Below are 20,201 nucleotides of genomic sequence, written 5' to 3'. Positions count from 1 at the left end.
CCGGCGGCTCAGTACTTGGGGCCGACATGCGCGTCCATGAGCGCGACGGAGGCTTTGCGGGCGACGGACACGTTGAGCGGCTCGCCGTGCTTGGACGTCGTCGTCCACTCGACACCGACGGCACGGAGCGCGTCGCAGAACAGTGCCCTGATGTCGGCCGACTTGTTGGTGAAGAAGTACCGGGGGTACTCGTACCGCTTGCGTGCACCACCGACGAGGCGCGTCGTCCAGTTGATGATCCGGCAGCCGTCGGAATGGATGAGCCCCCGGATGAACTCCCACGGATGGGCGTCGACGATGTCCTGCTGCCAGGCTTCGAGGGCGATCCGCCGCTCGTGCTTCTTGCCGGGGCCGTGCTGCGGGAACAGGCACGTCCAGTGGCGGCCGTAGCTGGTGACCGCGACGCAGCCCTGCTTCCGTACGGCGATCACGGAGCCGTGGGGCTGTACGGCCCTGATCGCGTCGCGGCACGCCTCGATCAGCCCCGGCCAGGCGTCCGCGCAGGCGATGCGCAGATGCTGGCTGCCCTGCCGGTGCGGGCTGACGCAGCCGTCGCCGAGGTAGAGCCCGAGCAGATAGGAATACGCCTCCACGGCGTCGGGCAGGCCCGGGGTGGGGCGGCAGCGGACGCAGGGCGCGCGATGGGCGGACATGCGCGGGCGCGGTTCGAGGTGGGTCCGCCAGCCGCGGAGGGCGGCGCGGGAGATCCCGGTCTGCCGGCTGACGGAGTTGAGGCTGCGCCCCTGGATGACCAGGGACAGGGCTTGTCGCCGCGTTCCGATGTCGTACATGCGCCCGAGCGTGACGAGGCGTCTCACGAGGGGAGAGGGGAACGGCCCGGATGTCACGCGTGCGGGTGACACAGGCTCAAGGGGTTTTGACCATGGAATTGAAGGTAAAGTACCCCGGGTGGGATTCGAACCCACGCTGGATGGTGTTTGAGACCATGGCCTCTACCGCTGGGCTACCGGGGCATCCTTCGAAACGAAGGTTGGCGGTCACCCGCCGTGGTCCTACCTTACAGGAGGTGGGTAGGCTCGTGTCAGCAGTAGTTGCCCCGCAACGAGGAGCCCGCGTGACCGCCCCCGAGTCGCCCCAGCCCGCCGCCGAAGACGCCGAAGGTGCCGACGCCGTCGAGGCGTCCCACGTCCCTCCGCTGACGACCCGCGTCGTCATCGCCGAGGACGAGGCCCTCATCCGGCTGGATCTCAAAGAGATGCTGGAGGAAGAGGGCTACACGGTCGTCGGCGAGGCCGGTGACGGGGCCAGGGCCGTCGAGCTGGCGCGGGAGCACCGGCCCGATCTGGTGATCCTGGACGTGAAGATGCCCGTCCTCGACGGCATCTCCGCGGCCGAGAAGATCGCGGGCGAGTCCATCGCCCCGGTTCTCATGCTCACCGCCTTCTCCCAGCGCGAGCTGGTCGAGCGGGCCCGGGACGCCGGCGCGATGGCGTACCTGGTGAAGCCGTTCAGCAAGAGCGACGTCGTACCGGCCATCGAGATGGCCGTGTCACGGTTCGCCGAGCTGCGGGCCCTGGAGAAGGAGGTCGCCGACCTCAGCCAGCGCCTGGAGACCCGCAAGCTGGTGGACCGCGCCAAGTCGGTCCTGCAGACGCAGTACGGGCTGACGGAGCCCGCCGCGTTCCGCTGGATCCAGAAGACGTCGATGGACCGGCGGATGTCGATGCAGCAGGTCGCCGAGGCCGTCATCGAGGACGCCGAGGAGAAGAAGGCCGCGAAGGCCAAGGAGCAGTAGGCGGTACGACGGGAGGGCCCGCACCACGAAGCCGTGGTGCGGGCCCTCCCGTTTCCGTCCGTACGGGGCTACTCCTCGCCGAGGTACGTCTTGCGCACCTCGTCGTCGACGAGCAGGTCCTGGCCGGTGCCGTGCAGCTTGATTGTGCCGACCTCCAGCACGTACCCGTAGTCCGCCAGGGAGAGCGCGGCCTGCGCGTTCTGCTCGATGAGCAGGATCGTCATGCCCTCCGCCTTGAGGGTGGCGATGGTCTCCATGATCTTCTGCATCATGATCGGGGAGAGGCCCATGGAGGGCTCGTCGAGCATGAGCAGCTTGGGCCGTGACATCAGGGCGCGGCCCATGGCGAGCATCTGCTGCTCGCCGCCGGACAGGGTGCCCGCGGCCTGCTTGCGACGTTCGCCCAGGATGGGGAAGAGGTCGTAGGCGCGCTGGATGTCGTGGGCGATGCCGTCCTTGTCCTTGCGGAGGAAGGCGCCGAGCTGGAGGTTCTCGGTGATGGACAGCTTGGGGAAGATGTGCCGGCCCTCGGGGGAGTGGGCCATGCCGCGCGCGACCATCTTGTGGGCGGGGATGCCGTTGAGCACCTCGCCGTTGAAGGTCATCTTTCCGCCGGCCGGTTTGATGAGGCCGGAGAGGGTGCGCAGGGTGGTGGTCTTGCCGGCGCCGTTGGTGCCGATGAGGCTGACGACCTGGCCGGCCTCGACGGAGAAGGAGATGCCCTTGACGGCCTCGATCTTGCCGTAGGCGACCCTGAGGTTCTCGACCTCCAGGAGTGCGGTCACTTGGAGTCTCCTTCGGTGGTGCTGTCCGCGTCGGCGGCCGGAGTCGCGGCGTCGGCGGTGTCGGTGCTCTGGTCGGCCGCTCCGGCGGAAGCGTCGGTGGTCTCTTCAGTGTCGGGGGCGGCCTCGGTGTCGGCGGCGGCCTCGGTCGCTGCCTCCGCCTCCGCCTCCGCCTCCGCCTCCGCCTCCTCCGGCCCCTCGGCGTCCGCCGCCGGTTCCGCCTTGGCCTTGGCTTCCGCCTTCGCGGGTGCCGCCTCCTCGGCCGCGTGGGCCTCCGCCGCCGCGACCTCGGCGGCCTCCTCGGCGCCGGGGGCGCCCTCGAAGGGCGTACCGAGGTACGCGGCCACGACGCGCTCGTCGCCCTGGACGACCTCGGCGGTGCCCTCGACGAGCTTCTGGCCCTGGACGAGGACGGCCACCCGGTCGCACAGGTTGAAGATGAACTTCATGTCGTGCTCGATGACCAGGACCGCGACGCCGAGGTCGCGGATCGCGAAGACCAGCTCCTCGGTCGTCCGGGTCTCGTTCTGGTTCATGCCGGCCGTCGGCTCGTCGAGCAGCAGCAGGCCGGGGTCGCTGGCGAGGGCGCGGGCGATCTCCAGTTTGCGCTGCTCGCCGTACGGGAGGTTGCGGGCGAGGTGGTCGGCCTTGGCGTCGAGGCCGACGAACTCCAGGAGTTCCATGGCCCGTTCGCGGGAGGCGGCCTCGGCGCGCTTGAAGCCGGGGCCGCGCAGGAGCGCGGACCAGAGGCCTTCCTTGGTCCGGGTGTGGCGTCCGACGAGGACGTTCTCCAGGACGGTCATGTTGGAGAAGAGCCGGATGTTCTGGAAGGTACGGGCGATGCCGGCCTGGGTGACGAGGTGCGGCTTGGGCGGCAGCACCGTGCCCTTGTAGCTGACCTGGCCCTCGGTCGGGACGTACAAACCGGTCAGGCAGTTGAAGAAGGTGGTCTTGCCGGCGCCGTTGGGGCCGATGAGACCGACGATCTCGCCCTCGCGGACGGTGAGGTCCACGCCCTGGACGGCGGTGAGGCCGCCGAAGCGCATGGTGACGCCGCTGGCGTCGAGGACGGTGGCGGCGGTGTCCGCGGCCGTGCCGGTGGTGGTGGTCGGGGTCGTCGTCATGGCGTTCACGCACCCGCCTTCGCGGTTCCGGCGCCGGACTCGGCGGACTGCCGCTGTTCCGGTACGTCGAGCTGGGCGGCGTTCTCCTCGTGCTCGTGGAACTCGAGCTTGGCGCGCCGGTTGGGGATGAGGCCCTCGGGGCGGAAGCGCATGAGCAGGATGAGCGCGAGGCCGAACGCGAGGAGCTGGTAGTCCTTGAGGAAGGCCAGCTTCTCGGGGATGAGGAAGAGCAGTGCGGCGCCGAGGATGGGGCCGCGGATGGTGCCCATGCCGCCGAGGATGACGGCGGCGAGGAGGAACGCGGAGTTCGGGGCGACGGGGCCGGCGAAGACGTACATCTCGGGCACGACGGTGCCCTGGAAGTGGGCCTGGACGGTGCCGGCGACGCCGGCGAGGGTGGCGCCGAGGGCGAAGGCGATGAGCTTGACGCGGAAGCCGTTGATGCCCATGGCGGTGGCGGCGGTCTCGTCCTCGCGGATGGCGACCCAGGCGCGGCCGATGCGGGAGTCCTGGGCGCGGCTGAAGACCACCACGACGAGGACCAGGACGAGCAGCATCAGCAGGTAGTAGTTGGCGTACAGGCCCACCTCCAGGCCCAGGATGCTGTGGGGCTGGCTGAAGTCGTAGCCGAAGATGTCGAGCGCGGGGATGTTGGGGATGCCGTTGGGGCCGTTGGTGACGCGGGGGCCGTTGTTGCCGTCCAGGTTGCTGACGGTGATGCGGAAGATCTCTCCGAAGCCCAGGGTGACGATGGCGAGGTAGTCGCCGTGCAGTCGCAGGGTCGGCGCGCCGATGACGACGCCGAAGACCAGGGCGACGACGGCGCCGATGACGACGGAGGCGAAGAAGGGCAGCTGGACGCCGAAGGCGGAGGCGGTGGAGCCGGAGACCAGGGCGGCGGTGTAGGCGCCGACGCCGAGGAAGGCGACGTAGCCGAGGTCGAGCAGGCCGGCGAGGCCGACGACGATGTTGAGGCCGAGCGCGACGGTCGCGAAGATCAGGATGTTGACCGCGATGACCGTGAAGGTGTCGGTGTTCTGGGTGAAGGGGAAGACGGCCGCGGCGACGAAGGCGGCGATGGCGGCGACCTGCCGGTGCGCGGAGGCGATGGCGGAGACGCGGCTCACCAGGCCGGACTTGTTGAGGGCGGCGGCGACGAAGCCGGCGAGGATCAGGTAGCCGATGAACAGCTCGCCGTATTCGGTGGAGATGCCGTAGGTGACGGCGTACAGGCCGATCGCGAAGGCGGCGACGAGTACGAGGATCTGCGCCCAGGAGGGGAGTTCCTTGGGCTTCGCCGGGGTGCGGGCGTCCTGCGGGAGGGCGAGCGCGGCGAGCGGTACGGCGGAGGCGACGGCGGCGACGACGCCGCCGGGCTCCAGGTTGATCAGGCCGCCGAGTTCGATGGCGATGGCGAGGACGGTGTACCAGGTGGTGCCGAACGCGCCGAGGGCGAGCAGGCGCAGGGCGTTGGTGGAGCCCGCGGGGGTGAGCCAGCGCAGGCCCTTGACGCCGAGGCCGGAGAGGGCGAACAGGACGAGGAGGGCGCCGGCGACGAGGGTGAGGACCTGGAGGCCGCCGGGGTAGCCGGTGACGGTGAGGTCGCCGGGGAATTCGGCGGTGTAGGTCCAGGCGAGGAAGGTGGACGCGAAGGTGGCGGCACCGCCGGCGGCGACGATCCAGTGGAGGAGGCCGGAGGACTTGGCGCCGGTGGCGCCGGCCGCGGCCTTGGTGGCCTCGGCTGCGGCGGTGGCCTTGGGGTCCTTGGCTTCCGTGGAGTCCTTGGAGTCCGTGGCGGGCTCGGCCGTTTCGGCGGCCTTGGCGTCGTTGACGGTCTCGGCCTTCTCGGTGGCCTGGGTGTCCGTGGTGGTCTCGACGTCCGTGGCGGCCTCGGTGGTCGCGGCCTTCTCGGTCTTCTCGACCTTCGCGGCGCTCTCGGCCTTTGCCGTGTCCTCGGCCTTGCCGGCGGCGTTCTCGGCCGTGGCGGCCTGCTCGGCGGCCTGCTCGGCGGCCTGCTCGGCTGCTTGCTCGGCTGCCTGGTCGTTCTCGTTGTTCTTGTCGGGCTTGGAGGTCATCGTCATCACGCCCTGTCCGCGGTGCGCTGTCCGAGCAGGCCCTGGGGCCGGAACAGAAGCACGAGGATGAGGAGGGAGAAGACCCAGATGTCCTTCCACGCGCCGCCGCCGAACTGCGCCATGCCGGGTATGTGTTCGACGTAGGCGATGGACAGCGTCTCGGCGAGGCCGAGGACGAGTCCGCCGATCATGGCACCGTAGATGTTGCCGATGCCGCCGAGGACGGCGGCGGTGAACGCCTTGAGGCCGAGCAGGAAGCCCATCTCGAAGCGGATCTGGCCCTTGTCGAGGCCCTCGGCGACCGCGGCGACGGCCGCGAAGGCGGCGCCGATGGCGAAGGCCATCACGATGATGCGGTCGGTGTTGATGCCCATGAGCTTGGCGGTGTCGGGGTCCTGGGAGGTGGCCTGCATGGCGCGGCCGCTGCGGCTCTTGGAGACGAAGAGACCGAGGCCGATCATGCACACGGGGGCGGCGATCAGGACGAAGAGGTCGGAGCGCGCGATGGCGAGGTTGTCGAGGAGCTGGAAGCTCTCGCCCTTGAACTCCGGGAATTTCACGGGCTTGTCGGCGCCCGGGTAGAAGCCCCAGATGAGCTGCTGGAGCACGATCGACAGACCGATCGCGGTGATCAGGGGGGCGAGGCGGGGCGCGCCGCGCAGGGGACGGTAGGCGAAGCGTTCGGCGGCGGTGGCGACGGCCACCGAGACCACCGCGCCTCCGATCAGCATCACCGGAATGGCGACGGCGAGGGCGGTGCCGTCGGGGAGGATCGTGTACGCCGTGAGAGCGCCGAAGCCTCCGACCATGAAGATCTCGCCGTGGGCGAAGTTGATGAGCTGGACGATGCCGTACACCATCGTGTAGCCGATGGCGATGAGACCGTAGAGGGCCCCCAGGGCAAGGCCGTCGGCCAGCTGTTGCGGCAGTTCGTTCACCGCGGGCCTCCGATGAGCTTTGTCGGATATGACACCGCGCGAGGGCGCTGATTGCGCCCTCGCGCGGTCCGGTTCGGGTGGTGCGGGTGGTGCGGGTGGTTCAGGCGGCTCCCGGCGGGGCCGGGCGGAGCGCCGGGGTCAGTCCTTGAAGGTCTCGGACTTCAGGTCGGTCCAGGCGCCGTTCTTGACCGTGTAGACGGTGAGCTGCTTGTTGGTGGTGTCGCCGAACTCGTCGTACGAGATGGTGCCGGTGACACCGTCGAAGCTGACCTTGGCCATGGCCTGGGTGACCTTGGCGCGGGCGTCGGACGGGACCTTGCCGCCGTTGTCGGCGACGACGGCCTTGACGGCCTGGATGATCGACCAGACGGCGTCGTAGGAGTAGCCGCCGTACGCGGAGTAGGCCTCCTTGTAGCCGGCCGCCTTGTAGTCCTCGATGAACTTCTTGGCGTTCGGGAGCTTCTCGATCGGGTAGCCGACGGAGGTGGCGAGGTCACCGTCGTTGGACTCGCCGGAGGCCTTGATGAACTCGGGGTCGTACAGCGCGTCGCCGCCCATGGTGGGGATCTTGGCGCCGGCCTTCTTGATCTGGTCGGAGAGCAGACCGCCCTCGGGGTACTGGCCGCCGAAGTAGACGGAGTCGGCGCCGGAGCCCTTGATCTTGGTGGCGGTGGAGGAGAAGTCGGTCTCCTTCACGGTGACGGAGTCGGTGCCGACGACCTGGCCGCCGAGGCGCTTGAACTCGTCGGAGAAGATCGCGGCGAGACCGGCGCCGTAGGTCTGCTTGTCGTTGACGACGAAGACCTTCTTCTTGCCGGCGTCCTTGAAGAGGTAGTTCGCGGCGAACTTGCCCTGGATGACGTCGGTGGTGGCGGTGCGGAAGTACGTCGGGAAGGGACGCTTCTTCTCGCCCTTGCCCCAGTTGTCGCCCTGGGACAGCGACGGGCTGGTGTTGGCGGGGGAGATCTGGGTGAGGTTGGCGCGCGCGAAGTCGGCCTGCATCGACTGGGAGACGCCGGAGTTGAGCGGGCCGACGACGCCGAGGACGTCCTTCATGCCGACGAGCTTGGTGGCGTTGGCCTTGCCGGTGGCGGGCACGGCCTGGTCGTCGAGCGCCTCCATCTTGAAGGTGACGCCGGGGACTTCCTTGTTCTTGTTGGCGATCTGGATCGCCAGGTCCGCGGAGTTCTTGATGCCCATGCCGAGGGCGGAGAGCGAACCGGTGAGCGGGGCGTCGACACCGATGACGACGGTGGTGCCGCCGGCGTTGGTGTCACCGCCGCCGCTCTTGCCCTCGTCGCGCGATCCGCAGGCGGTGAGGGTGAGCGCTCCCGTGGTGAGAACGCTGGTGAGGAGGATCAATGAACGGTGTCGCACGAAGAATCCTTTCCCTGGCGCGGCCCCCGCGAGCCGAGGCGGTGCCGGAGCAGTGGAGCAAGAGAGGTGCCGTTTTCCGTTGCCGGGCCGTACGGGGTGGAGCGGCCGTGCAGAGGGGGCGCCCGGCGGCGCGGTGACTGGCCGTGACTCTAGGCGCAGGTAGGGAGGGACGGTTAGCGCCGAGGTCAGGATGTGACTGTCTTGTTATGCCGACGGGTGGAGTCGGTGTGCGGGCCGGGGGCAAAGCCGGGCACATCGGTCGGTTGTCCGGTGACCGCATGCTGAGAACACCCAGGCCCGCTAAGGGGCTTGAGTGGATCACGCTCCTGTCAGGGGGTGCGCGAGGGTATCCGGATATCGGACAGTCGGCGTGGTGTCAGCGGACGGCCGGGGCCGTTCGGCGGCTTCTGTCCGGGTGCCGGTCCGGCCTCGCGTGAATGTGACGCAGAGTCACCACGCCCGGGTCGGGGATGGCCGGGATCGATCGGTCGGTGTCCTCTGTTCGCCGGGCGGGCGCCAGTTCTCGGAGCTGCCGGTGGCGCCGTGCGCGGCCGCGCAGCGTCGCCGGCTCTCCCGGTCGGCGAGGGCGGCGGCGGCCTCGCGGCCGGCCCGCCGTTCCTCGGTGCGCGCGGCGGCGAGGATCTCGTCGTGGAGGACGAGCTGCTCGTTGCTCATCCCTTTCTGTTCCCAGTCGAGTCCGGCCTGCGGGCCGTCCGTGAGGGCTTCGCGCACCCAGTACGCCACCAGGCTGGTGCAGACCTCGACGGGGGTGACAGGGGTGCCGACCTGCGGTGCGGCGCGTTCGGCGGGTGCGGTCGGGACGGTGCAGGCGGTGAGCGGGAGGGTCAGGGCGCCGGCGGCGAGCAGGGCGGCGGCGGCCCGTCGGCGCGCCGGGGGACGGGGGCGTACGGCGGTCATGGCGGCCCCTCGCGAGATGGGCGGAACGCCAGTGAAGCGCTGCCGCGCGGCGTGGGCAAGGGGTCGGTCACGGACCCCTTGTGGTGGCCCGGTGTCCCGGCGGCCGGAACGCGGCTCGGCCCCGGACGGAAGGGATCCGTCCGGGGCCGAGGGAGGGGCGAGGCCCGGGTGGTTCGACGGCGCCGCCGTGCCGTCGTCCGTACCCCCACCCGTATCCGCGTATATGGCTGGATCGGATCGCACCGGTACGGGGCGTGGCGGCGGGGGCCGTCAGGGGCCGTCAGAGGAGCACGGCCACAGGGGGCGGGGCGCCCGGGTCAGGCGTTGTCGGCGCGGCCGGCGTCCGGGAGCACCGCCGCGTCGTTGGCGCCGACCTCCTTGAGCATGCAGGTGAGCCGTGCCGAGCAGACCCGCTTGCCCTGCTCGTCGGTGATGACGATCTCGTACGTGGCGGTCGAGCGGCCCCGGTGGACGGGCGTGGCGACGCCGGTCACCTGGCCGTCGCGGACCCCGCGGTGGTGCGTGCAGTTCAGGTCGACGCCCACCGCGATGCGGGTGAGGCCGCCGTGCAGCATCGCGCCGATCGAGCCGAGGGTCTCGGCCAGGACCGCGGAGGCGCCGCCGTGCAGCAGTCCGTACGGCTGGGTGTTGCCCTCGACCGGCATGCTGCCGACGACGCGGTCGGCGGACGCCTCCAGGATTCGCACGCCCATCCGGGTGCCGAGGTGTCCGGCCGAGAAGAGCGCCGGCAGGTCCACGCCGAGCGCCGCGTACTCGTCGATGACCTCCTGCGGGAACTTCACGTGCTGCTGCTCACCCATGGTCAGGCTCCGTTCGTCCTCGTACGGCTCAGGCGGCCGGCCCACCGGGGCCGGCCGCCTGAGCAAACGCTTAATGGTCAGGCGGAAGCGGATTCTTCCAGACGGACGATCACGGACTTGCTCGCGGGGGTGTTGCTGACGTCGGCGGTCGACTCCAGCGGCACCAGGACGTTCGTCTCCGGGTAGTACGCGGCCGCGCAGCCCCGGGCCGTCGGGTAGTGCACCACCCGGAATCCGGGCGCCCGGCGTTCGACGCCGTCGGTCCACTCGCTGACCAGATCCGCGTACGCGCCGTCGGCGAAGCCCAGCGCGGCCGCGTCGTCGGGGTGGACGAGGACGACCCGGCGGCCGCCCGTGATGCCGCGGTAGCGGTCGTCGAGGCCGTAGATCGTGGTGTTGTACTGGTCGTGCGAGCGCAGCGTCTGGAGCAGCAGCCGGCCCTCGGGGACGCGCGGGAACTCGACCGGCGCGGCCGTGAAGTTGGCCTTGCCGGTGGCCGTCGGGAAGCGGCGTTCGTCGCGCGGCGCGTGGGGCAGCCGGAAGCCGGCCGGGTCCGCGGCGAGCTTGGCGTTGAAGTTCTCGAAGCCGGGGATCACGCGCGCGATGCGGTCGCGAATCGTGGCGTAGTCCGCTTCGAACTCCTCCCACGGGGTGGCCGACGCGGCGCCGAGCACCGCGCGCGCGAGGCGGGCGACGATCGCCGGCTCGGACAGCAGGTGCGGGCTCGCGGGCGGCAGGTTGCCGCGCGAGGCGTGCACCAGACCCATCGAGTCCTCGACCGTGACGACCTGACGGCCGCCCTTCTGTATGTCCTTGTCCGTGCGGCCCAGCGTCGGCAGGATCAGCGCGCGGCGGCCCGTGACGGCGTGCGAGCGGTTCAGCTTCGTCGACACGTGCACGGTCAGCCGGGCCTTGCGCATCGCCGCCTCGGTGACCTCGGTGTCCGGGGTCGCGGCGATGAAGTTGCCGCCCATCGCGAAGAACACCTTGGCGTCGCCGTGGCGCAGCGCCTGGATGGAGCGGACCACGTCGAGGCCGTGGTGGCGCGGCGAGACGATCCCGAACTCCTTGTCCAGGGCGTCCAGGAAGGCCGCCGAGGGCCGTTCGAAGATGCCCATCGTGCGGTCGCCCTGCACGTTGGAGTGGCCGCGCACCGGGCAGACGCCGGCGCCCGGCCGGCCGATGTTCCCGCGCAGCAGAAGGAAGTTGACGATCTCGCGAATGGTCGGCACGGAGTGCTTGTGCTGGGTCAGGCCCATCGCCCAGCACACGATCGTCCGCTTCGAGGCGAGGACCATCGCGAGGGCCCGCTCGATCTCGGCCCGGGTGAGGCCGGTCGCGGCGAGCGTCTCGTCCCAGTCGGCGGCGGTCGCGGCCGCCGTGAACTCCTCGTACCCGTGCGTGTGCGCGGTGACGAACTCCTCGTCGACGGCGCCCGGCGTGTCCAGGATCAGCTTGTTGAGCAGCCGGAACAGGGCCTGGTCGCCGCCGATGCGGATCTGCAGGAAGAGGTCGGTGAGCGCGGCGCCCCGCAGCAGGCCCTGCGGCGTCTGCGGGTTCTTGAACCGCTCCAGGCCGGCCTCGGGCAGCGGGTTCACCGAGATGATCCGCGCGCCGGCCGCCTTCGCCTTCTCCAGGGCCGACAGCATCCGCGGATGGTTCGTGCCCGGGTTCTGTCCGGCGACCACGATGAGGTCCGCCTGGTGGAGGTCTTCCAGGGACACGCTGCCCTTGCCGACGCCGATGGTCTCGGTGAGCGCGGAGCCGGAGGACTCGTGGCACATGTTGGAGCAGTCCGGCAGGTTGTTGGTGCCGAACTCGCGGGCGAAGAGCTGGAGGAGGAACGCGGCCTCGTTGCTGGTGCGGCCCGAGGTGTAGAACAGCGCCTCGTCGGGGGAGGACAGCGCGGTCAGTTCCTCCGCGAGGATCGCGAACGCCCGCTCCCACGACACCGGCTCGTAGCGCTCCCCGCCCTCGGGCAGGTACACGGGCTGGGTGATGCGGCCCTGCTGGCCGAGCCAGTAGCCGCTGCGGGTGGCCAGGTCGGCGACCGGGTGCGCGGCGAAGAACGCGGGGGTCACCCGGCGCAGCGTCGCCTCCTCGGCGACCGCCTTCGCCCCGTTCTCGCAGAACTCGGCCACGTGCCGCTTGTCGCCCTCCGGCCAGGCGCAGCCGGGACAGTCGAAGCCGTCCTTCTGGTTGACCTTGAGGAGCGTCTGCGCGGTGCGCCGCACGCCCATCTGCGCCTGGGCGATCCGCAGGGTGTGCGCGACGGCGGGCAGGCCGGCCGCCGCGTGCTGCGGCGCCGCGACCCGCGGCGCGTCCTGGACCGGGTCGCCGGCGGGCGGCTTGCTGACCATCGCGCTCTCCTTCGAGCCCTGGGCGGAATACGGAAGGACGCGGGTGCCGTCCTCTGTGTCTCTGTCTCCGATCCTGTCACGGGCCACCGGGAACCGGCCACGTGCGGTCCGCGCACCGGCCGGAAACGGTCCGTCCGCGGTCCGTATATGTCCCGCCCGTGGCCCGGATCCGGCCCGTACGCGGTCCGTATATGTCCCGTACGCGCGCGGTGACGCGGTGGATGCGCGGAACCCGCGGAGGTACGGACGGATGTACGGGCGGATGTACGGGCCGTACGGACCGGGCCCGCCGCCGGCGCGGACCCCGCGCACCCTCGTACCGGTCTCGGGCCCTCCTCGCGCGCGTCTCGTGTCCCTCTCGCGTCCGCCTCGTGCGCGGCATCGCGTCCCGGCTCGCGTGGACCGGAATGTCCGTGGCGCGTGGCAGGATCGTTCCGTGGCCGAGACAGCAGCGAAGAAGACCGATGTGACCGAAGCGAACCGCCCGCGCCTGCTCCTCATGGACGGGCACTCCCTGGCGTACCGGGCGTTCTTCGCACTGCCCGCGGAGAATTTCACCACCGCGACGGGGCAGCCGACGAACGCGATCTACGGATTCGCCTCCATGCTCGCGAACACGCTCCGCGACGAGGCGCCCACGCATTTCGCCGTCGCGTTCGACGTGTCGCGCAAGACGTGGCGTTCCCAGGAGTTCCCCGAGTACAAGGCGAACCGCTCCAGCACCCCCGACGAGTTCCGGGGGCAGGTCGAGCTGATCGGCGAGCTGCTGGACGCGATGCACGCGCCGCGCTTCGCCGTCGACGGGTTCGAGGCGGACGACGTCATCGCCACCCTCGCGACCCAGGCCGAGGCCGCGGGCTTCGAGGTCCTCATCGTCACCGGTGACCGCGACTCCTTCCAGCTGGTCACCGAGCACACCACGGTGCTCTACCCGACCAAGGGCGTCTCCGAGCTGACCCGGTTCACGCCGGAGAAGGTGCAGGAGAAGTACGGTCTGTCGCCCTCGCAGTACCCGGACTTCGCGGCGCTGCGCGGCGACCCGTCGGACAACCTGCCCGGCATCCCGAAGGTCGGCGAGAAGACCGCCGCGAAGTGGATCAACCAGTTCGGGTCGTTCGCCGAGCTGGTCGAGCGTGCCGACGAGGTCAAGGGCGTGGCCGGCCAGAACCTCCGTGACCACCTGGAGGCGGTGAAGCTCAACCGCCGGCTGACCGAGATGGTCCGCGACGTCGAGCTGTCGAAGACGGTCGGGGAGCTGGCCCGCGAGCCGTACGACCGCAAGGCGATCGTGCTGCTCCTGGACACTCTGGAGATCCGCAACCCCTCGCTGCGCGAGCGGCTCTTCGCCGTCGACCCCGGTACCGCCGAGGAGACCGCCGCCGAGCCGGAGCCCGGCGTCGAGCTGGACTTCACGGTCCTCGGCACGGGCGAGCTGGCGCCGTGGCTGGCCGAGCACGGCGCCAAGCCGCTCGGTGTCGCCACCGTCGACAGCTGGGCGCTCGGCACCGGCAATGTCGCCGAGGTGGCCCTCGCCACCGGCGACGGGGCCGCCGCCTGGTTCGACCCGGCCGAGCTCGACGAGGCCGACGAGCAGGCGTGGGCGGGCTGGCTCGCCGACCCCGAGCGCCCCAAGGTCCTGCACAACGCCAAGGGCGCCATGCGGGTCTTCCCCGAGCACGGCTGGAGCGTCGACGGCGTCACCATGGACACCGCGCTCGCCGCGTACCTGGTCAAGCCCGGCCGCCGTACCTTCGCCCTGGACGCGCTCTCGCTGGAGTACCTGGGCCGCGAACTTGCCCCGGCCGCCGCGTCCGACGGCCAGCTCGCCTTCGGCGCCGAGGACACCGCCGAGGCCGAGGCCCTGATGACCCAGGCTCGCGCCGTCCTCGACCTGGCCGACGCGTTCGACGACAAGCTCGCCGAGGTCGGCGCCAAGGAGCTGCTGCACGACGTCGAGCTGCCGACCTCCGCGCTCCTCGCCCGTCTGGAGCGGCACGGCATCGCCGCCGACCGGGACCACCTGGAGGCCCTGGAGCAGCAGTTCGCGGGCGCCGTCCAGCAGGCCGTGAAGGAGGCGCACGCCTCCGTCGGCCACGAGTTCAACCTGGGCTCGCCCAAGCAGCTCCAGGAGGTCTTCTTCGGCGAGCTGAACCTGCCCAAGACGAAGAAGACCAAGACCGGCTACACCACGGACGCCGACGCGCTGGCCTGGCTCGCGGGCCAGACCGAGCACGAGCTCCCGGTGATCATGCTCCGGCACCGTGAGCAGGCCCGGCTGCGGTCCACCGTCGAGGGCCTGATCAAGACGGTCGCCGCCGACGGCCGGATCCGCACCACGTTCAGCCAGACCACCGCCGCGACCGGCCGGCTGTCCTCCACCGACCCCAACCTGCAGAACGTGCCGGTGCGGACGGACGAGGGCCGCGCGATCCGGCACGGCTTCGTCGTCGGCGAGGGCTTCGAGAGCCTCATGACCGCCGACTACAGCCAGATCGAACTGCGCGTGATGGCCCATCTGTCCGAGGACGAGGGCCTGATCGAGGCGTTCACCTCCGGCGAGGACCTGCACACCACGGTCGCCTCGCAGGTCTTCGGCGTCGAGCGGTCCGCCGTCGACCCGGAGATGCGCCGCAAGATCAAGGCCATGTCGTACGGCCTGGCGTACGGTCTGTCGGCCTTCGGTCTGTCGCAGCAGCTGGGCATCGAACCCGCCGAGGCGCGCGGTCTGATGGACACCTACTTCGAGCGGTTCGGCGGGGTGCGGGACTACCTGCGCCGGGTCGTCGACGAGGCCCGCGCCACCGGCTACACCGAGACCATGCTCGGCCGCCGCCGCTACCTCCCGGACCTCAACAGCGACAACCGCCAGCGCCGCGAGGCCGCCGAGCGCATGGCGCTCAACGCCCCGATCCAGGGCACCGCGGCCGACATCGTCAAGGTCGCCATGCTCGACGTCGACCAGGCCCTGACGGAAGCGGGCCTCGCGTCCCGCATGCTCCTCCAGGTCCACGACGAAATCGTGCTGGAGATCGCCCCCGGCGAGCGCGAGCGGGTCGAGGAACTGGTCCGCACCCGGATGGGCGCGGCCGTGGAGCTGCGGGCCCCGCTGGACGTGTCGGTGGGTGTCGGCCGGGACTGGGACTCGGCCGCGCACTGAGCGGGTGAGACGAGAAGGGCGGGGCCCGGCCAGCCGGCCGGGCCCCGCCCTTCTTCCGTACGCCGGTGCGCGCGGTCAGCGTCCCGGGCGGGCCGGCTCCGGCACCCGCGGGGCCTCGGAGGCCGCGGCCGTACGCGGTGCGGCGAGCGGCCACAGTCGCATCCCGGCGCCGTACAGCACCAGGCCGACGACCAGTCCCGCGCCCACCCCGAAACAGAGAGTCGGGACGATGTCGAGCGGCGTCGCGATCCGGCCCCAGTACGCGTACCAGCGCAGCACCCGATGGGCCGCGAAGCCCAGCACGCACACGGCGATCAGCGCGCCCGAGAGCAGCCGGCCCCGGCCGACGAGGGCGTCCGCCGCGGCCGGCCGCGGGGTGTCCGCCGACGCCGTGCGCAGTTCCCGGACCGCCCACCACACCAGCAGCGCGGCGGCCAGCGCCGAACTCCCGTACTGGAGGTAGAAGTAGCCGGGCAGGCCCGCCGCCACGGTCTCGCCGAGCACCGGGACCACCCGGGTGCCCCACCGGTCGTGGTGGGTGAACGCGTCCCAGCCGACATGGGTGGCCGAGCCGATCGCCGCCGACACGGCGAGCATGCACACCAGGGCCGCCGGGTGCCGCTCCCGCCACGGCCGGCCGCGCACCGCCCCGTACACCCGGCCGCGCCACCGCGTCGGCAGCAGGGCCACCAGCGGCTCACGCACCATCAGCCACAGCGCCACCAGCGCGGCCGTGACGAGCACGTCGACGGTCACGATCCCGGGCAGCGAGTGCGTGACGGTCCCGAACTCCGCGGCGCCGGGGACGACGCTGTCGGCGAAGTACGTCATGTCGGGTGCGAAAGATCCGGCGACCAGCGCCGAGGCCACCAGCGGCCCGCGCGCCGTCCCGCCGCGGCGGATGCCCGGCAGTACCGCGGCGGCGTGGCTGAGCGTGAACGGCACGCGAATCCCCCTCGTCCGGTGTGACCTTCAGTATTCAGGACGCCCCGAGGTCGAACACGTGGACGGCCGAGTGGTGACGAAACCGTGAAACACGGTCATGACCCGGTGTTCCGCCGCCCGGAGTTGACATAAGGTCGGCGGGTCGGAGCCGCGCCCGTGGCGCGGATGGGGTATTCGGGGAGGGACCACACGCATGGCAGGGCACTTGGGCCGTCGGCTGCGCAGGGGAGCCGCCAGTGGCGCGATCGTGGCCGCGGCCGTCGCCGCGCTGGCCGCCTCGCAGGCTCCGGAGAACGTCATCCCTCCGTCCACGGACACCGCGGGCGGCGACGTGCCGCTCGGCGCGGGCGACACCGCGACGCCGCCGGACGGTTCGGCCTCCGGCAACTCGCCGTACCACACGGATCTTCCGCCGCTGGACACGCCGAACAAGCCGGGCGTCGTCGTGCCGACCACGCCGGTCGTCACCGGCCCCGCCGAGGCGGGCATACCGGCGACGGTCCTCGCCGCCTACAAGCGCGCCGAGGAATCGATTCGCTCCACCGATCCGAACTGCAACCTGCCCTGGCAGCTGCTCGCCGGCATAGGCAAGGTCGAGTCGGGACAGGCGCGCGGCGGCCGGGTCGACGCCAACGGCACCACGTTCTCGCCGATCCTCGGCCCCGTGCTGGCCGGTGGCGCGTTCGCCAACATCCCCGACACCGACGGCGGTGCCTACGACACCGACTCCCGGTACGACCGGGCGGTCGGTCCGATGCAGTTCATCCCGTCCACCTGGGCGACCTGGGGCCAGGACGCCAACGCCGACGGCAAGAAGGACCCGAACAACATCTACGACGCGGCCCAGGCCGCCGGCCTCTACCTGTGCGCCAACGACCGCAACCTCGCGGTCAAGGCCGACCTGGACAAGGCCGTCCTCAGCTACAACCACTCCCGCGAGTACCTGAACACGGTGCTCTCCTGGGTCGAGTACTACAAGCGCGGCACCCACCAGGTGCCCGACGGCACCGGTGTGCTTCCCGTCGGCCGCAGCGACGGCCGGGGCCGTACGCCCGCCGGTACGGCTCCGGGCCTCAAGCCGCCCGTGGCACCGAAGCCGCCGGTCAAGAACCCGCCGGCGCCGCACAAGCCCGGCACGCCCACCCCGAAGCCGCCGACCCCGCCCGCCCCGCCGGCCGGCGACCCGGCGACCGCGGTCGTACGGTTCGAGAGCACCGCCCCCGGCGCCCTCACCGCCACCGCCGGTCGGACCTTCGCCGGCCGTCCCGCGGTCCGGGTGCTCGACAAGGCGGGCAAGCCCGTCGAGGGCGTCCGGATCCGCTTCGTGATCGGCGACGGCACGGACACCCGCTTCGCCCTGGGCGGCCTGCGCGAGCTCACCGTCGCCACCGGCAAGGAAGGCACGGCCGCCACGCCGGAGCTCAAGGCCGGTGAGAAGACCGGGGACTTCGCCGTCAGCGCCTCCGTGGTCGGCGCGAGCGGCCTGAAGGCCGTCTCGTTCCAGGGCACCGTCACCGAGCGCCGGGCCGACGCCCTCGCCCGCGTCGACGCCAAGGAGCTCTCCGCCGCGACCGGCGGCCGGTTCGCGGACGAGGTACGGGTCAAGGCCACCGAGGGCGGCAAGGCCGCTGCCAAGGTCACCGTCACCGCCACCTTCGTCACTTCGGCCGACGACGCGAAGCCCGCCACCGAGGGCCCCTTCTTCAAGGCCGCCGACGGCACCGCCGTCCGTACCCTCACGGGCCTGAAGACGGGCGCCGACGGTGTCGTGGCGCTGCCGGAGATCTTCGCCGGCGACAAGACCGGCGGCTTCACGCTGCGGCTGACCGCGCCCGGCGGCGGCACGGTGACCGTCGAGCTGAAGGTCACCGCCCCGACGGCCCCCGAGCCGACTCCGACGCCGTCGCCCACGACGCCGAGCCCGGCGCCGTCCCCGTCGGAGTCCTCCGCACCGTCGGCCAAGCCGTCGGCGACCGCCTCGGCCAAGCCGTCGGCGACCGCGTCCGCGAAGCCGACGGCCACGCCGTCCGCCACCCCGTCGAAGACGGCGTCCGCCTCGCCGTCCGCGGCGCAGCCGTCCGCCACGAGCACGCCGACGCCCACGACCGGCTCCTGACGCCCGGCCGAAGTACCTCCCGCCGCCCCTGGGTCCGCACCGGACCCGGGGGCGGCGTCCGTATGTGTCCGGGTGCCCGTGTACGACGGGTTCTCATCTCACGGCCGCGTTGCTACGGTGCCCCGACCTGACGACGTATCAGATCGTGTACCGGGAGGCCGACCATGCGCGCGCTCGCCGCCACCGCCATCGGACTCGCGCCCGTCCTGCTGTTCCTGCTGCTCGTCTCCTTCGTCGATCTGCCGCCCGACGGGTCCACCTCGCCCCGGCCCCTGCTGACCGCCGATCCCGGCCGGAAGTAGGGGGACCGCCCGTGCGCCGCCGAGCCGCCCTGGTCCTGCTCTCCTTCGCGGTGTTCTTCGCCGCCATGGCCCCCACGCTGCGCTGGTACGCCTTCCCGCGGCTCGCCAAGATCCCGCCGAACCAGTACCAGGTGACGGTCCTGGAGGCGAAGCCCGCCACCCTGCTCGACTACACGACCCTCAAGGCGCGGAAGGTCGACAAGATCACGATCATCCAGACGCTCAAGGGCGACGTCGAGGAGTCGAAGAGGGTCGAGCGCACCGCCGGCCGCGACGTCGTCGTCTGGGACTCCCTCTCCTATGTCGCCGGGCCCGACGGCAAGATGGTCTCCAAGATCCCCGAGCGCTACGTCTTCGACGCCCACACCCAGGACCCCGTCCACGCCGCCGGCGAGATGGTCGACGGCGATCCGGTCCGGCGCGAGGGCATCGAGTTCAAGTGGCCGTTCCTCACCGAGAAACGGGACTACCAGTACTTCGACGCCCAGACCCGTACCGCCGCCCCCATCCACTACGGGGGCACCCGCACCTTCCGCGGCATGGAGGTCTACTACTTCGAGCAGACCATTCCCTGGACCAAGGTCCCGATGCCCAAGGCCATGCCCGTCAAGGGCATCACCCCCGAGGTCCTCGCCCAGACCGGCCTGACCCGCTGGTACACCACGAAGCGCATGTTCTGGGTCGACCCCGTCACCGGCGCCCCGGTCAACGGCGAGGAGATCCACCGGGAGGAACTCCGCAACGCCCGCGCCCTGTTCGGCCAGGACACGGTCACCGTCTTCGCCGGCGACGTGAAGATGCGCGAGGACAGCATCGCCGAGGTCGTCGACCTGGTGAGCGCCAACCGCCTGAAGGTCCTGCTGCTCGTCTCCTATCTGCCCTGGAGCTTCACCGGCCTCGCCCTCCTCCTGCTCGCCCTCTCCCTCGTCCTCGAAGCCCGCTCCCGCGCCGGCCGCCGCCGGATCACTCCGGCCTGAGGTCGGTCCGCGGATCGATCGCCCAGTGATTGCTCCGCAGGACGCGGCCGGCGAACGTGACGTCCTGCTGCGCGACCAGACGGAAGCCGAGGGACCGGCAGATGCCGTTCGAAGCGCCGTTGCCCACCGCGGGGAACGCGTGCACGACGCCCCAGCGGTCCTCGTCCCGGGCCCGTTCGAGCAGCGCCCGGGCCGCCCGCTTGGCCAGACCGCGGCCCTGGAACGGCGGCAGGATCATCCAGCCGATCTCCGACAGGGGCCCCTCGTCGGTGTCGTGCGACCAGAGATTCACCGTTCCGGCCACCACACCGGGGGCATCCGCGTCGGGCACGATCATCTTGATCCACGAGGTGCCGGCCGCCGCCTCCCTGACGTCCCGGCGCACGATGCCGGGCTGGCGTTCACGCGGCAGCGGCCCGCCGAGGTCGGCCATCATGACCGGGTCGCAGCGCATCCGGATGTACGCGTCGACATCGTCCGGGGTGACATCACGTAACTGCATCGAGTGCTCCTTGTACGGTCGGAAGGCCATCTGGTCCGGGGCGGCGGAGAG

The 20,201-nt window shown here is 71.3% G+C and carries 16 protein-coding genes and 1 tRNA gene; 5 read left to right on the top strand and 12 right to left on the bottom strand.

Translation table 11 applies throughout. From position 1 onward, the window contains the following. Nucleotides 1-8: 8 nt before the first annotated feature. Both ABZ693_RS21975 and ABZ693_RS21970 read right to left on the bottom strand, forming a co-directional pair. Nucleotides 9-791, bottom strand: coding sequence for a helix-turn-helix domain-containing protein (locus tag ABZ693_RS21975; protein WP_359879787.1), 783 nt, complete (start codon nt 789-791; stop codon nt 9-11). A gap of 110 nt (nt 792-901) precedes the next feature. Next, a tRNA-Leu gene (locus ABZ693_RS21970) sits at nt 902-974 on the bottom strand. Between the two features lie 101 nt (nt 975-1,075). On the opposite strand from ABZ693_RS21970, the gene ABZ693_RS21965 reads away from it, so the two are divergent. Next, entirely contained in the window at nt 1,076-1,756 is a 681-nt protein-coding gene (locus ABZ693_RS21965; RefSeq protein WP_359879784.1) for an ANTAR domain-containing response regulator, read from the top strand. Nucleotides 1,757-1,824: 68 nt separating this feature from the next. Here the strand turns inward: ABZ693_RS21965 and ABZ693_RS21960 are convergent, their stop codons facing one another. From ABZ693_RS21960 to ABZ693_RS21925, 8 genes are all read right to left on the bottom strand, one after another. After that, the gene (locus ABZ693_RS21960) at nt 1,825-2,541 is read right to left on the bottom strand and encodes an ABC transporter ATP-binding protein (protein ID WP_359879782.1); all 717 of its coding nucleotides are present in this window, start codon (nt 2,539-2,541) and stop codon (nt 1,825-1,827) included. Further along, nucleotides 2,538-3,662 carry an ABC transporter ATP-binding protein gene (locus ABZ693_RS21955; RefSeq protein ID WP_359879780.1) on the bottom strand — a complete coding sequence of 375 codons (1,125 nt, stop codon included), beginning with the start codon at nt 3,660-3,662 and terminating at the stop codon, nt 2,538-2,540. Before ABZ693_RS21955 ends, ABZ693_RS21960 begins: the two co-directional genes overlap by 4 nt. A gap of 5 nt (nt 3,663-3,667) precedes the next feature. Next, nucleotides 3,668-5,737 (bottom strand): ABC transporter permease subunit, encoded by a 2,070-nt coding sequence (locus ABZ693_RS21950; RefSeq protein WP_359879778.1) that lies wholly within the window; start codon nt 5,735-5,737, stop codon nt 3,668-3,670. 5 nt (nt 5,738-5,742) lie between these two features. Beyond that, nucleotides 5,743-6,675, bottom strand: a complete 933-nt coding sequence (locus tag ABZ693_RS21945) for a branched-chain amino acid ABC transporter permease (RefSeq protein WP_359879775.1) — start codon at nt 6,673-6,675, stop codon at nt 5,743-5,745. A gap of 138 nt (nt 6,676-6,813) precedes the next feature. Further along, on the bottom strand, nt 6,814-8,052 hold the full coding sequence (locus tag ABZ693_RS21940; RefSeq protein ID WP_359879773.1) for a branched-chain amino acid ABC transporter substrate-binding protein: 1,239 nt from the start codon (nt 8,050-8,052) through the stop codon (nt 6,814-6,816). 450 nt (nt 8,053-8,502) lie between these two features. Then, on the bottom strand, nt 8,503-8,970 hold the full coding sequence (locus tag ABZ693_RS21935) for a hypothetical protein (protein WP_359879771.1): 468 nt from the start codon (nt 8,968-8,970) through the stop codon (nt 8,503-8,505). 317 nt (nt 8,971-9,287) lie between these two features. Then, nucleotides 9,288-9,791 carry a hotdog fold thioesterase gene (locus ABZ693_RS21930; protein ID WP_359879768.1) on the bottom strand — a complete coding sequence of 168 codons (504 nt, stop codon included), beginning with the start codon at nt 9,789-9,791 and terminating at the stop codon, nt 9,288-9,290. Between the two features lie 77 nt (nt 9,792-9,868). Next, complete coding sequence (locus ABZ693_RS21925) at nt 9,869-12,151, bottom strand: FdhF/YdeP family oxidoreductase (RefSeq protein WP_359879765.1); 2,283 nt, start codon at nt 12,149-12,151, stop codon at nt 9,869-9,871. Between the two features lie 436 nt (nt 12,152-12,587). Between ABZ693_RS21925 and polA the strand changes: the two genes are divergently transcribed. Then, complete coding sequence (polA, locus tag ABZ693_RS21920) at nt 12,588-15,308, top strand: DNA polymerase I (RefSeq protein WP_359879762.1); 2,721 nt, start codon at nt 12,588-12,590, stop codon at nt 15,306-15,308. Nucleotides 15,309-15,383: 75 nt separating this feature from the next. Here polA and ABZ693_RS21915 read toward each other — a convergent pair whose 3' ends face one another. Continuing rightward, nucleotides 15,384-16,253: a DUF4184 family protein gene (locus tag ABZ693_RS21915; RefSeq protein ID WP_359879760.1), complete on the bottom strand. Its 870-nt coding sequence runs from the start codon at nt 16,251-16,253 to the stop codon at nt 15,384-15,386. Between the two features lie 193 nt (nt 16,254-16,446). On the opposite strand from ABZ693_RS21915, the gene ABZ693_RS21910 reads away from it, so the two are divergent. The 3 genes from ABZ693_RS21910 to pgfA all read left to right on the top strand — a co-directional run bounded on the left by ABZ693_RS21910 (nt 16,447) and on the right by pgfA (nt 19,648). Beyond that, a complete protein-coding gene (locus tag ABZ693_RS21910) occupies nt 16,447-18,369 on the top strand; it encodes a lytic transglycosylase domain-containing protein (protein ID WP_359879758.1) in 1,923 nt (640 codons plus the stop codon). A gap of 164 nt (nt 18,370-18,533) precedes the next feature. Beyond that, nucleotides 18,534-18,671, top strand: coding sequence for an SPW_0924 family protein (locus ABZ693_RS21905; RefSeq protein WP_359879756.1), 138 nt, complete (start codon nt 18,534-18,536; stop codon nt 18,669-18,671). A gap of 11 nt (nt 18,672-18,682) precedes the next feature. Continuing rightward, nucleotides 18,683-19,648, top strand: coding sequence for a cell envelope lipid trafficking protein PgfA (gene pgfA, locus ABZ693_RS21900; RefSeq protein ID WP_359879753.1), 966 nt, complete (start codon nt 18,683-18,685; stop codon nt 19,646-19,648). Here the strand turns inward: pgfA and ABZ693_RS21895 are convergent. Further along, the gene (locus ABZ693_RS21895) at nt 19,635-20,150 is read right to left on the bottom strand and encodes a GNAT family N-acetyltransferase (protein ID WP_359879750.1); all 516 of its coding nucleotides are present in this window, start codon (nt 20,148-20,150) and stop codon (nt 19,635-19,637) included. The genes pgfA and ABZ693_RS21895 overlap by 14 nt on opposite strands. Nucleotides 20,151-20,201: the final 51 nt, after the last annotated feature.

The sequence above is a fragment of the Streptomyces laurentii genome (assembly GCF_040635425.1).
Taxonomy (GTDB): Bacteria; Actinomycetota; Actinomycetes; order Streptomycetales; family Streptomycetaceae; genus Streptomyces; species Streptomyces laurentii.
This window is presented reverse-complemented; position numbering and strand designations above follow the sequence as displayed.